Raw genomic sequence first — 13850 nt, 5'->3', positions numbered from 1 at the left:
TCTCGGCCACCCGACCACCCCATGACCCCGCATACCCGCGCAAGGGAGCCTTCAGTGGCCGAAGTCCCGCCCCGCCGCCGGCGGAGCACCCCTCGCAGACCCGGCCGGACGGCGGTGCTCCTGGCCGCCGCGCTCACCGCCGCCACCCTCGGCGCCACCGGACCGGCCGCGCTCGCCGCCGCCCCGCCCGGCCCGCCCTCGGACGCCGCGCTGGCCGCCACCGCCGGACGGCACGACCTCACCCGCGAGCAGTTCTACTTCGTCCTGCCGGACCGCTTCGCCAACGGCGACCGGGGCAACGACACCGGCGGCATCACCGGTACCCGCCTGGACCACGGCCTCGACCCGGCCGACAAGGGCTTCTACCACGGCGGCGACCTCGCCGGGCTGATCCAGCGGCTCGACTACATCCAGGACCTCGGCACCACCGCGATCTGGATGGCGCCGATCTTCACCAACAAGCCGGTCCAGGGCACCGGGGACGCCGCCAGCGCCGGCTACCACGGCTACTGGATCACCGACTTCACCCGGGTCGACCCGCACTTCGGCACCAACGAGCAGTTGAAGGAGCTGATAGCCAAGGCCCACGCCCGGGGCATCAAGGTCTTCTTCGACGTCATCACCAACCACACCGCCGACATCATCGACAACCGGCAGGGGCAGTCCGGCTACCGCAGCACCGGCGCCTATCCGGTGCTGGACGCCGGCGGCAACCCCGTCGACGAGACCGCGCTCGCCGACGCTGGAGCGGCCTGGCCGAAGCTGACCAAGGACTCGTTCCCCTACAGCCCGGTCTTCCGCAGGCCCTCCGACGCCACCGCCAAGACCCCGGCCTGGCTCAACGACCCCGCGCTCTACCACAACCGGGGCGACTCCACCTTCGCCGGCGAGTCCGCCACCGAGGGCGACTTCTCCGGCCTCGACGACCTCGACACCCAGAACCCCAAGGTGGTCAAGGGCTTCGAGAAGGTCTACCGGCAGTGGGTCGACGAGGCCGGCGTCGACGGCTTCCGGATCGACACCGTCAAGCACGTCAACATGGCCTTCTGGCAGCAGTGGGCGCCCGCGCTCAAGGAGTTCGCCGCCGAGCGGGGCAACAAGAAGTTCTTCATGTTCGGCGAGGTCTACTCCGGCGACCCGGCCGTCACCGCGCCCTACGTCACCAGGGGCAGGCTCCAGGCCACCCTCGACTTCCCGTTCCAGGGCGCCGCCCGCGCCTACGTCTCCCAGGGCGGCCCGGCCCGGGGCCTGGCCGAGCTCTACGGCCAGGACCACCGCTACACCACCGCCGACACCGACGCCTACGAGCTGCCGACCTTCCTCGGCAACCACGACATGGGCCGCTTCGGCTCCTTCCTGCTCGCCGACAACCCCGGCGCCGACGAGGCCACCCTGCTGAAGAAGGACCGGCTCGGCAACGAGCTGATGTTCCTCACCCGCGGCCAGCCCGTCGTCTACTACGGCGACGAGCAGGGCTTCACCGGCGCCGGCGGCGACAAGGACGCCCGCCAGGACGTCTTCGCCTCGCAGACCCCCTCCTACAACGCCGACCGGGTCCTCGGCGGCACCCCCGGCCCCGCCGACCGCTACGACCGGGACGCCGTGCCCTACCGGGACATCGCCGCCCTGGCCCAGCTCCGCCGCGACCACCCGGCGCTCGCCGACGGCGCCCAGATCGAGCGGTACGCGGCCGACGGCCCCGGCGTCTACGCCTTCTCCCGGATCGACGCCGCCCAGCAGGTCGAGTACCTGGTCGCGGTCAACAACGCCACCGGGGCGAAGACCGTCACCCTGGACACCTTCTCCGCCGGACAGGGCTTCGACCCGGTCTACCCGGCCCCCGGCGCGCGGACCACCAGCGGCGCCGACCGCAGGGTCACCGTCACCGTGCCGGCCCTCTCCTCGGTCGTCCTCAAGGCCGCCGGGAAGCTCGCGCCGACCGCCGCCGCGCCCGCGATCACCCTCGGGGTGCCCGCCGAGGGCTCCACCGGAACCGTCACCGTCGGTGCGCAGGTGCCCGGCGGCGGATTCGGCCGGGTCACCTTCGCCGCGCAGATCGGCGACCGGCCCTGGCAGGTGCTCGGCAGCTCCGACACCGGGAAGTACGCCGTCACCCAGGACCTCGCGGGCGTCGCCCCCGGCACGCCCGTCCGCTACAAGGCCGTGGCCCAGGACGCCGCCGGCCGGCTGCGCTCCACGACCGGCGGCTTCACCACCGGCACCCCGGCCCCGAAGCCGGTCCCCAGCGCCGCCGCCCGCCCGTACGCCGTCGTCCACTACCAGCGCAAGAACGGCGACTACGACGGCTGGAACCTCTACGCCTGGGGCGACCTCGCCGACGGCGAGGCCACCCAGTGGCCCGCCGGCCACGGCTTCATCGGCCGGGACGCCTACGGCGCCTTCGCCTATGTGAAGCTCAGGCCGGGTGCCTCGGACCTCGGCTTCGTCGTCGAGAAGGACGGCGTCAAGGACGTCGACGCCGACCGGCACCTCGACCTCGGCGCCACCGGCGAGGTCTGGCTGAAGGAGGGCGACCCGGCCGTCCGCACCGAGAACCCCGGCCCGGCGAACACCCCGCCCGCGGGCACCGCCGTGCTCCACTACAACCGGGCCGACGGGAACTACGACGGCTGGGGCCTGCACGACTGGACCGGCGCCGCCAGCCCCACCGACTGGGGCAACCCGCTGCAGCCCGCCCGCCGGGACGCCTTCGGTGCCGTCTTCGAGGTGCCGCTCGCCCCCGGCGCGACCAGCCTCAGCTACATCCTGCACAAGGGCAACGACAAGGACCTGCCCGCCGACCAGTCGCTCGACCTGGCCGGCACCGGCCGCGAGGTCTGGATCCTCGGCGGCCGCGAGGGCTACCTGCTGCCGCAGTCCGGCGGCGCCTCCTCCCAGCTGGACCCCTCCTCCGCCAAGGCCCAGTGGATCGACGCCCGCACCGTCCTCGTCCCGCCCGGGTACGGCGCCGGGGACGCCGCCCTCGCCGCCGGCACCAGCGCCCAGCTGGTGTACGACCCGGCGGGCGGCATCCGGGCCGACAAGGGCACGCTCACCGGGCCCGGCCGGTGGATCCGGCTGGAGCCCGCCCCCGGCGGGCTGACCGCCGCCCAGAAGGCGGCCTACCCGCACCTGGCCGGCTACCGCGCCTTCACCGTCGACACCCGCGACGCCGCCCGGGTGCCCGAAGCCCTGCGCAGCCAGCTGCTGTTCACCGAGCACCTGCCGAGCGGCGCCACCCTCGCCGCCACCGGGGTGCAGATCCCCGGCGTGCTCGACGACCTGTACGCCCGCCGCACCGGCCGGGTCGACTTCGGACCGGCGTACTACAACGGCAAGGTCGCGCTCTCGCTCTGGGCGCCGACCGCGCAGGAGGTCTCCGTCCAGGTCTTCGACACCGCCTCCGACGGCACCCCGAGGACCCTGCCGCTGAAGCGCGACGAGGAGACCGGCGTCTGGGAGGTGGTCCGGGACCGGGCCGAACTCGACGGCAAGTACTACCTGTACCAGGTCAAGGTCTGGGCGCCGACGGTCCAGCAGCTGGTGGTCAACACCGTCACCGACCCGTACTCCGTCGCCCTCTCCACCGACTCCCGGCGCAGCCTGGTCGCCGACCTCGCCGCGAAGGCGCTGAAGCCGCCGGGCTGGGAGAACCACGCCGTCCCGCCGGCCGTCCCGCTCGGGCGGGAGCAGATCCAGGAGCTGCACGTCCGGGACTTCTCCGTCGCGGACGACACCGTGCCGGCGGCCGAGCGCGGCACCTACCTGGCCTTCACCGAGTCGGAGGCGGCCGGTGCGAAGCACCTGCGCGAGCTCGCCGCGGCCGGGGTCACCACGGTCCACCTGCTGCCGACCTTCGACATCGCCACCATCCGGGAGAACCGGACCGAGCAGAAGCTGCCCGCCTGCGACCTCGCCGCGCTGGCCGCCGACAGCGACAAGCAGCAGGAGTGCGTGGCGGCCGTCGCCGCCCAGGACGCCTACAACTGGGGCTACGACCCGCTCCACTACAACGTGCCGGAGGGCTCGTACGCCACCGACCCCGAAGGGACCGCGCGCACCGTGCAGTTCCGGCGGATGGTGCAGGCGATCCACGCGGCCGGCCTGCGGGTGGTGCTCGACGTCGTCTACAACCACACCGCCGCGAGCGGCCAGGCCGAGCACTCGGTGCTGGACAAGGTCGTCCCCGGCTACTACCAGCGGCTGGACGCCAACGGCAAGGTGACCGCGGACAGCTGCTGCGCCGACACCGCGCCCGAGCACACCATGATGAACCGCCTGGTGGTCGACTCCGTCACCACCTGGGCGCGCGAGTACAAGGTGGACGGCTTCCGCTTCGACCTCATGGGCCTGGACCCGAAGTCCACCATGCTGGACGTGCAGGCCGCGCTGCGCCGGATGACGCCGGACTCGGACGGCGTGGACGGGAAGAACGTCCTGCTCTACGGCGAGGGCTGGAACTTCGGCGCGGTGGCGGACAACGCCCGGTTCGAGCAGGCCACCCAGCGGAACATGGCCGGCACCGGCATCGCCACCTTCGACGACCGGTTCCGGGACTCCGCGCGCGGCGGCAACTTCCAGCTCTCCTCGGCGCCCCAGCAGGGCTTCGCCTCGGGCCTGTTCACCGACCCGAACGGCTCGGCCGCCAACGGCACCCCGGAGCAGCAGAAGGCCCGGCTGCTCCAGCAGACGGACCGGCTCAAGGTGGGGCTGACCGGCAACCTGGCCGACTACTCCTTCACCGACAGCTCCGGACGGACCGTCACCGGAAAGGACGTCGACTACAACGGCGCCCCGACCGGCTACGCGGCCCGGCCCGGCGAGGCGCTCGCCTACGTGGACGCGCACGACAACGCCGACCTGTTCGACGCGCTGGCGTACAAGCTGCCGGCCGGCACCGCGCCCGCGGACCGGGCCCGGATGCAGGCGCTGGCACTCGCGCTGACCGCGCTGTCGCAGGGTCCCGGCTTCGTCCAGGCGGGCAGCGACCTGCTGCGTTCCAAGTCGCTGGACGCCAACTCCTATGACTCCGGCGACTGGTTCAACGCGATCCACTGGGACCCGCGGGACGGCAACGGCTGGGGCCGGGGGCTGCCGCCGGCCGCGGACAACAAGGAGCTGTGGCCCACCGCCAAGGCCCTGCTGGCGGACCCGCGGCTGACCGTGGGCGCCGCCGACATCGCGGCGGCGGGCGCGCAGTACCAGGACTTCCTGCGGATCAAGCGCTCCTCGCCGCTGTTCGCGCTGCCCACCCTGGCGGCCGTGCAGCAGCGGCTCGGCTATCCGCTGTCGGGCACGCCCGGCGAGGTCCCGGGGGTGCTCACCCTGCACCTGGACGGCACCGGGCTGCCGGGCGCGGGGAAGGGGATCACGGTGGTGTTCAACGCGACGCCCACCGAGCAGAGCCAGACCGTCGGCGCGCTCGCCGGGACGGCCCAGGCACTGCACCCGGTCCAGGCCGGCGGCGCCGACCCGGTGGTGAAGCGGTCCGGCTTCGCCGCGGCGACCGGGACCTTCACCGTGCCGGGCCGCACGGTGGCGGTGTTCGTGCAGAGCTGACGGAGTGTCGTCGACCGGGCCCCGTTCCGTCACCGACGGGCGGGGCCCGGGACTGATCCACAGGGTTTCCGGTTCCATTCAATGTATGGAGTTGGCCGGAAACCGCCCCTGGCACGGCCGGAAAGGGGAGGTGCCGCCCCCGCCGGGCCCCGGGGCGGGTACCGCGGGCCGGGTCCGCGCCCTGAGCGCTGGTCAGTGCCTGCGGGGGGTGAGCAAACCTTTTGGCGGATATGAAAACGATCGTCGGATGTTCTTACGGGCGTAACACTCCTGACCGTCCGGCAGATGTACGGCCCGGTAGCTAATCGGCCAATCCATGGCATGCATCTGTCATTAACGGCTCGTTTGCTGCCACGATTCCTCCGGCTGCAGACGAGGGGGCCCCACCCCCCGGTGCGGCTGTCCGAGGTCAGGAACAGCGCGATCCCCCTGCCGAAACGCATTACCACCTTGCTCCGCAACCGCACCCGCGCCGCGCACCGGCGGCGGGGGCCCCCACTGAGTCGCAACCCCGCGGCCAGGTTCTGTCCACCGCCCGCGAACCCCGCGGCGGTCGGAAAAGGAGTCCGCATGTCCCGTTACGCCCACGCTCGGAAGGCAGCGGTTGTCATGGCCGCCACCACCGCGCTGCTGGTGACCGGTTTCCCGGCCCTCGCAACGGCGGTCACCCCCGACGCGCCGGCCGCCGTCGCCGCGCAGCAGGCGAGCCGCGCCGAGCTGATCGCCTCCGCGACCCAGCAGACCGCCGGCCTCGCCCAGACCCTGGGCCTGACCGCGAACGAGAAGCTGGTCACCAAGGACGTCGTCCAGGACACCAACGGTGCCCGCCACCTGCGCTACGAGCGCACCTACGCCGGCCTGCCGGTGCTCGGCGGCGACCTGATCGTCCACCAGGACGCGACCGGTGCCACCACGGGCGTGACCAAGGCCAGCGAGGCCGTGCTGAGCGGCGTGAACACCACGCCGAAGCTCGCCGCGCCGAAGGCCCAGGAGGCGGCGCTGGCCGCCCAGGCCGGCTCCGCGCTCGACACCGCCCCGCGCCTGGTCGTCTGGGCCGCCGACGGGACCCCGAAGCTCGCCTGGGAGACCGTCGTCTCCGGCAAGGAGTCGGACGGCACCCCGAGCCGCCTGCACGTCGTCACCGACGCCGCCACCGGCGCCGTGCTGAGCCAGAACGAGGGCATCAAGACCGGCACCGGCACCGGCGTCTTCGTCGGCAACGTGCCGCTGACCACCACCCAGAGCGGGTCCTCGTTCCAGCTCAAGGACGGCACCCGCGGCGGGCAGTACACCACCGACATGGGCAACCGGACCACCGGCAACGGCACCCTGTTCAGCAAGTCCAGCGACACCTGGGGCAACGGCTCGGCCAGCAACCGCGAGTCCGCCGCCGTCGACGCCCAGTACGGTGCCGCCGCCACCTGGGACTTCTACAAGAACACCTTCGGCCGCAGCGGCATCCGCAACGACGGCGCCGGCGCGTTCAGCCGGGTCCACTACGACACCGGCTACGTCAACGCCTTCTGGGACGACGGCTGCTTCTGCATGACCTACGGCGACGGGTCCGGCGACACCCACCCGCTGACCGAGCTGGACGTGGCCGGCCACGAGATGAGCCACGGCGTCACCTCCGCCACCGCCAACCTCAACTACTCCGGCGAGTCCGGCGGCCTCAACGAGGCCACCTCGGACATCTTCGGCAACGCGGTCGAGTTCTACGCCAACCTGCCGAAGGACAACCCGGACTACCTGGTCGGCGAGCTCATCGACATCAACGGCAACGGCACGCCGCTGCGCTACATGGACAAGCCCTCCAAGGACGGTGGCTCGGCCGACTCCTGGTACTCGGGCGTCGGCAACCTGGACGTGCACTACTCGTCCGGTGTCGCCAACCACTTCTTCTACCTGCTGGCGGAGGGCAGCGGCGCCAAGGTGATCAACGGCGTCAGCTACAACAGCCCGACCACCAACAACATCACCGTCACCGGCATCGGCCGGGACAAGGCGCTGCAGATCTGGTACAAGGCGCTGACCTCGTACATGACCTCCACCACCAACTTCGCCCAGGCCCGCACCGCCACGGAGAACGCCGCCAAGGCCCTCTACGGCGACGGCAGCCCCGAGCTGATCGCGGTCGGCACCGCCTGGGCGGGCGTCAATGTCGGCACCGTGCCCCCGAACCCGGGCGGCGTCACCGTCACCAGCCCGGGCAACCAGAGCACCAAGGTCGGCACCGCCGTCAACCTGGCCATCAAGGCCACCGGCGGCACCGCCCCGCTCACCTACTCGGCCACCGGCCTGCCGGCCGGCCTGTCGATCAACGCCTCCACCGGCGCGGTCACCGGCACCCCGACCACGATCGGCAACTCCAGCGTCACCGTGACGGCGAAGGACTCGGCCGGCAAGACCGGCTCGGCCACCTTCACCTGGGCGGTCACCGACGGCAGCAGCACCTGCACCCCGGCGCAGCTGCTCGGCAACGCGGGCTTCGAGACGGGCACGGCCGCGCCGTGGACCGCCTCCAGCGGCGTCATCGACAACTCGTCCTCGCAGGCCCCGCACGGCGGCACCTGGAAGTCGTGGCTGAACGGCTACGGCTCCACCCACACCGACAGCCTCTCGCAGACGGTCACCATCCCGGCCGGTTGCAAGGCGACCCTGAGCTTCTACCTGCACATCGACACCGGCGAGTCCGGCACCACCCAGTACGACAAGCTGACGGTCCAGGTCAACGGCACCACGCTGAAGACCTACTCCAACGTGGACGCGGCCGCGGGCTACCAGCTGCGGACCTTCGACCTGTCGACCTACGCGGGCCAGACGGTCACCCTGAAGTTCAACGGCACCGAGGACTCCTCGCTGCAGACCAGCTTCGTGATCGACGACACCTCGATCGCCACGAGCTGACCCGGCGCCGGTGAAACCGGCGGAAACCAGGTAAAGACAGGGCAGGGCCCGGCGGGTGCGACCGCCGGGCCCTGTGTCGTGGGCGGGTGCGCGCGGGGCGGGCGAGCGGGGCTCGGGGGCCGGTACGGATCGGCGCCGTGCGGTCCGGGGCCGTGAGCTTCCGGAAACCGTGCGGTCACCCCGGGGCAACCCGCGGGCAACACGAAACACGGGCGAAACGTGTCCGTCCGCGACCGGTAATCCGTTCTCGCCACACTTCCGGCACCTGCTTCCGCACGCAGCCCTCCGGAGGACCCCATGCTCCTGGCCGCTCCCCCCGCCGCGGCCCTGGCCGCCTCCGCGCCGTCGGGGATCGACACCGGCGACACCGCCTGGCTGCTCGCCGCCACCGCGCTGGTGCTGCTGATGACCCCGGGGCTGGCGCTGTTCTACGGCGGCATGGTCCGCGCCAAGAGCGTGCTCAACATGATCATGATGAGCTTCGTCTCGATCGCGGTGGTCACGGTGGTCTGGCTGCTGGCCGGCTACTCGCTCGCGTTCGGCCCGGACGCCGGCGGCTGGGGGCTGATCGGCGGCCTCGACCACCTGGGGATGGCCGGGATCACGCCCGCCTCGGTCACCGGCACCGTCCCCACCGTGCTGTTCGCGACCTTCCAGCTGACCTTCGCGATCATCACCGCCGCGCTGATCAGCGGCGCCATCGCGGACCGGGCCAGGTTCGGCGCCTGGGTGGCCTTCACCGCCGTCTGGACGCTGCTGGTCTACGTCCCGGTCGCGCACTGGGTGTTCGCGCCCGGCGGCTGGATCCTGGCCCGGCTCGGCGCGCTGGACTTCGCCGGCGGCACCGTGGTCGAGGTCAACTGCGGGGCGAGCGGCCTGGCCCTGGCGCTGCTGCTCGGGCCCCGGATCGGCTTCCGCAAGGAGGCGATGCGCCCGCACAGCCTGCCGCTGGTGCTGCTCGGCGCGGGCCTGCTCTGGTTCGGCTGGTTCGGCTTCAACGCCGGTTCGGCGCTGGGCGCCAACGGCCTGGCCGCCTCCGCCCTGCTCAACACCCAGGCGGCCGGCTGCGCCGGGCTGCTCGGCTGGCTGCTGGTCGAGAAGCGCCGGGACGGCCACGCCACCACCCTCGGCGCGGCCTCCGGCGCGGTGGCGGGCCTGGTCGCGATCACGCCGTCCTGCGGCAGCGTCGACCTGCTCGGCGCGCTGGTGATCGGGCTGGCGGCCGGCGTGGTCTGCTCGTACGCGGTGAGCTGGAAGTTCCGCTTCGGCTTCGACGACTCGCTGGACGTGGTGGGCGTGCACTTCGTGGCCGGGGCGATCGGCACCGTACTGATCGGCCTCTTCGCCACCGCCGCGATGACCGGCGGCGCGACGGGGCTGCTGCACGGCGGCGGGTTCGGGCAGTTGGGGCGTCAGCTGGTGGCCGTCGCCGCCGTCGCGGTCTACGCCTTCGCGGTCACCTACGGCATCGGGTGGGCGATCGAGCGGCTGATGGGCTTCCGGGCCGGGGAGGAGGACGAGCTCACCGGCCTGGACCTCGCCGTGCACGCCGAGACCGCGTACGATCACGGCGTCCTGGGCCACGGCGTGCTGGGGCAGGGGACAGTCCAGGCCCGCCCCGCCGCCAGCGTGCTCGCGCACCCGTCCGACAAGGCGCCCTCCGCATGAAGCTGATCACCGCGATCGTGAAGCCGTTCAAGCTGGACGAGGTCAAGCGCGCGCTGCAGGCCGCCGGGGTGCACGGACTGACCGTCAGCGAGGCCAGCGGGTACGGCCGCCAGCACGGGCACACCGAGGTGTACCGGGGCGCCGAGTACCGGATCGACCTGGTGCCCAAGGTGCGGATCGAGGTCGTCGTCGAGGACGAGGACGCGGACCTGGTGATCGAGGCGGTGGTCCGGGCGGCCCGGACCGGGAAGATCGGCGACGGCAAGGTGTGGGCGGTGCCGGTGGAGACCGTCGTCCGGGTGCGCACCGGCGAGCGCGGGCCGGACGCGGTCTGACGGGGCGTCGGCCACCCCACCGGACAGGCGTCGGCCACCCCACCGGACAGGCGTCACCTCTTTCCAGGGGTGGCGCCTTCGCCATGGGTTCGTCTACGACCTTTGAAGGTCTGCGGAAACCTTTCTCCCATCCCCTTGACGGGTTTCGGTGGTGACCCTAAGTTCGGCGCAGCACATTTCCTGAAAGTTTCAGCAAGCTTTCATCAGCGGTACCCCGGCTGCCCCACCCCAGCCACCCCCACAGGAGACAACGTGGTCACCACCGTTCCCGCCCGCCGGCCTGCCCGCAGAACCGGGCCCGTCCGCAGCGCCAGGCCGGTCCGCGCGGCCGGCGCGCTCGGCGCCTCGGCGGCCCTGGCCCTCTCGCTCACCGCCGCCCTCGGCGCCGCCCCCACCGCACAGGCCGCCCCGCCCGGCGGCGGCAAGGACGTCACGGCGACCCTCTTCGAGTGGCGCTTCGACTCGGTCGCCAAGGCCTGCACCGACACCCTCGGCCCCAAGGGCTACGGCTTCGTCGAGGTCTCACCGCCCCAGGAGCACATCCAGGGCAGCCAGTGGTGGACCTCCTACCAGCCCGTGAGCTACCGGATAGCCGGGCGCCTCGGCGACCGCACGGCCTTCAAGAACATGATCGACACCTGCCACGCGGCCGGCGTCAAGGTGATCGCCGACTCGGTGATCAACCACATGTCGGCGGGTTCCGGCACCGGCACCGGCGGCACCGCCTACAGCAAGTACACCTACCCCGGGTACTACCAGGACCAGGACTTCCACTCCTGCCGGCGGGCGATCGGCAACTACAACGACCGCTCCGAGGTGCAGAACTGCGAGCTGGTCAACCTCTCCGACCTGGACACCGGCAGCGCCTACGTCCAGCGGACGATCGCGGCCTACCTGAACGACCTGGGCTCGCTGGGCGTCGACGGCTACCGGATCGACGCCGCCAAGCACATCGCCGCCGCCGACCTCGCCGCCATCAAGGCGAGGACGGCCAACCCGCAGGCCTACTGGGTGCAGGAGGTCATCTACGGCGCGGGCGAGCCGATCCAGCCCTCCGAGTACACCGGCACCGGCGACGTCGACGAGTTCCGCTCCGGCACCTGGCTGAAGAGCGCCTTCCAGGGCGGCCGGCTCGCCGACCTGTCCGGCTGGGGCGGCGGCCTGCTGCCCACCGACAGGGCCCGCACCTTCGTCGACAACTGGGACACCGAGCGCAACGGCTCCACGCTGACCTACCGGGACGGCTCCGCCTACACCCTGGCCAACATCTTCGTGCTGGCCCACCCGTACGGCTCGCCCAACGTCTACTCCGGCTACGCCTTCACCGGCCACGACGACGGCCCGCCGAACGGCGGCACCGTCAACGCCTGCTACCAGGACGGCTGGAACTGCACCCACGCCTGGCGGCAGGTGGCCAACATGGTCGGCTTCCGCAACGCGGTGGCCGGCACCGGGCTCACCGACTGGTGGTCCAACGGCAGCAACGCGATCGCCTTCGGCCGGGGCGGCAAGGGCTTCGTGGCGATCAACCGGGAGAGCGGCGCGCTCACCCGGACCTTCCAGACCTCGCTGCCGGCCGGCTCGTACTGCGACGTCCAGCACGGCGACCCGGCGGCCGGCGGGTGCACCGGCCCGTCCTACACCGTCGGCACGGACGGCCGGTTCACCGCCACCGTCGGCGCCGGCGACGCGGTCGCGCTGTACGTCGGAGCTCCCGGCGGCGGCACCGCGGTGACCGGCGGGGCGTCCTTCGCCGTCAACGCGACCACCAGTTGGGGGCAGAACCTCTACGTGGTCGGGGACAATCCCGCCCTCGGCGCCTGGGACCCGGCCGCCGCGCTGCCGCTCTCCTCGGCCGCCTACCCGCTGTGGAAGCTCGACCTGGCGCTGCCCGCCGGGACGTCCTTCGCGTACAAGTACGTCCGCAAGGACGCCTCGGGCGCGGTCACCTGGGAGTCCGGGGCCAACCGGACCGCGACGGTGCCCGCCTCGGGCAAGGTGGTGCTGAACGACACCTGGCGCCCGTAGGCGGGTGTCGGTGCGGGGGATGCCCGTCAGCGTGGTGCGACGGGCATCCCCCCTACGAGTGGACCGGCGGCCGCAAACCCGTTTCGGCGGGTGAACGCTGGCAGCATCGCGGAATGAGCACCACCCCCGTCGTCCTCGACCTCGAACTCTGCGGCGGCCGCTGGGACGGCCACCGCAAGCGCGTCCACGCCGCCGCCCCGCCGCCCTCGCTGCGGATGGCGCTGCGGACCGAACTGCCCGCCGCCGAGGCGGGCGAGTACTGGCCCACCACCAGCGTCTACCTGCTGGTCGAGGAGGGCGGCGGGCGCCGCTACCGGCACTCCCACGACGAGTAGCCGCCGGGGCCCGTTCGTGGGCTTCCTGGGCCTGGTGGTCGGCTCCGGTCGTCGGCTCAGCCGCGGCCGACGTACGGCATGGTGGTCGCCATCACGGTGGCGAACTGCACATTGGCCTCCAGCGGCAGTTCCGCCATGTGCCGCACGGTGCGGGCCACGTCGGCGACGTCCATGGTCGGCTCCACCGCGATCCGCCCGTCCGCCTGCCGGACGCCCAGGCTCATCGCGGCCGTCATGTCGGTGGCGGCGTTGCCGATGTCGATCTGCCCGCAGGCGATCCGGTACGGGCGGCCGTCCAGCGACAGCGACTTGGTCAGCCCGGTCACGGCGTGCTTGGTCGCGGTGTAGGCGATCGACTGCGGGCGCGGCACATGCGCGGAGATCGAGCCGTTGTTGATGATCCGGCCGCCCTGCGGACGCTGCGCCCGCATCTGCCGGAACGCCGCGCGGGCACACAGGAACGCGCCGGTCAGATTGAGGTCCACCACGGCCCGCCACTCGGCGATGTCCAGCTCGTCCACCGCGGCCGGGGCGCCGAAGGTCCCGGCGTTGTTGAACAGCAGGTCCACCCGCCCGAAGCGTTCGACGGCCGCCGCGAACAGCGCGTCCACGGCCTCCGGATCGGTGACGTCGGTCGGTGTCACCAGGGTCTCCGTGGCGATCGTCCGGGCGGTCTCGCGCAGCGGTTCCGCGCGCCGTCCGGCGAGCACCAGCTGCCAGCCCCCGGCGGCCAGTTCCCGCGCGACGGCCCGGCCGACGCCGCTCCCGGCTCCGGTGACAACGGCGATCTGTTCCAGCATGGCGGACTCCTCGGCTCACGGCGGCTGGCCCGATCGTTCCCGATCCCCGCCCCGGCGTCACTGGTACGAGTGTCCAAGGCCCGGGCGGCGCGGTGGCCGCTCGCTCGTTCGGGCGGTTCCGGCGGTGGGCGGTGGACGGGCCCGCGGTGGTCCCGCGGACGGTCCTGGAGGAGGACTCCGGTCCCGGTCCGGCGGATCCCCGCCGACCGGCGGGGGAG

General features: G+C 72.5%; 7 protein-coding genes. 6 read left to right on the top strand and 1 reads right to left on the bottom strand.

Going from position 1 to position 13850, the window contains the following annotated elements; all coding sequences use genetic code 11:
- The first annotated feature begins 54 nt into the window (after nucleotides 1-54).
- From pulA to BI06_RS28715, 6 genes are all read left to right on the top strand, one after another.
- A complete protein-coding gene (pulA, locus tag BI06_RS28740) occupies nucleotides 55-5559 on the top strand; it encodes a pullulanase-type alpha-1,6-glucosidase (RefSeq protein ID WP_043472469.1) in 5505 nt (1834 codons plus the stop codon).
- Nucleotides 5560-6129: 570 nt separating this feature from the next.
- Nucleotides 6130-8466: a M4 family metallopeptidase gene (locus BI06_RS28735; RefSeq protein WP_043472467.1), complete on the top strand. Its 2337-nt coding sequence runs from the start codon at nucleotides 6130-6132 to the stop codon at nucleotides 8464-8466.
- Between the two features lie 297 nt (nucleotides 8467-8763).
- Nucleotides 8764-10134 carry an ammonium transporter gene (locus tag BI06_RS28730; RefSeq protein WP_051742036.1) on the top strand — a complete coding sequence of 457 codons (1371 nt, stop codon included), beginning with the start codon at nucleotides 8764-8766 and terminating at the stop codon, nucleotides 10132-10134.
- A complete protein-coding gene (locus BI06_RS28725; RefSeq protein WP_030391571.1) occupies nucleotides 10131-10469 on the top strand; it encodes a P-II family nitrogen regulator in 339 nt (112 codons plus the stop codon). Before BI06_RS28730 ends, BI06_RS28725 begins: the two co-directional genes overlap by 4 nt.
- Nucleotides 10470-10721: 252 nt before the next feature.
- Entirely contained in the window at nucleotides 10722-12497 is a 1776-nt protein-coding gene (locus tag BI06_RS28720) for a carbohydrate-binding module family 20 domain-containing protein (protein ID WP_051742034.1), read from the top strand.
- A gap of 113 nt (nucleotides 12498-12610) precedes the next feature.
- Nucleotides 12611-12832: a hypothetical protein gene (locus BI06_RS28715; protein ID WP_030391569.1), complete on the top strand. Its 222-nt coding sequence runs from the start codon at nucleotides 12611-12613 to the stop codon at nucleotides 12830-12832.
- 56 nt (nucleotides 12833-12888) lie between these two features.
- Here BI06_RS28715 and BI06_RS28710 read toward each other — a convergent pair whose 3' ends face one another.
- Nucleotides 12889-13632, bottom strand: coding sequence for an SDR family oxidoreductase (locus BI06_RS28710; protein ID WP_043472465.1), 744 nt, complete (start codon nucleotides 13630-13632; stop codon nucleotides 12889-12891).
- Between the last annotated feature and the right edge of the window lie 218 nt (nucleotides 13633-13850).

The organism is Kitasatospora sp. MBT66 (assembly GCF_000710405.2).
Taxonomy (GTDB): Bacteria; Actinomycetota; Actinomycetes; order Streptomycetales; family Streptomycetaceae; genus Kitasatospora; species Kitasatospora purpeofusca.
Note: the sequence above shows the minus strand (reverse complement) of the source record. Positions and strands in the feature narration are given on the sequence as shown.

Bases quoted from the DNA above. Each gene is read 5' to 3' on its own strand.
- BI06_RS28715 (WP_030391569.1), top strand. From the start codon at position 12,611: ATGAGCACCACCCCCGTCGTCCTCGACCTCGAACTCTGCGGCGGCCGC.
- BI06_RS28725 (WP_030391571.1), top strand. From the start codon at position 10,131: ATGAAGCTGATCACCGCGATCGTGAAGCCGTTCAAGCTGGACGAGGTC.
- BI06_RS28710 (WP_043472465.1), bottom strand. From the start codon at position 13,632: ATGCTGGAACAGATCGCCGTTGTCACCGGAGCCGGGAGCGGCGTCGGC.
- BI06_RS28735 (WP_043472467.1), top strand. From the start codon at position 6,130: ATGTCCCGTTACGCCCACGCTCGGAAGGCAGCGGTTGTCATGGCCGCC.
- BI06_RS28730 (WP_051742036.1), top strand. From the start codon at position 8,764: ATGCTCCTGGCCGCTCCCCCCGCCGCGGCCCTGGCCGCCTCCGCGCCG.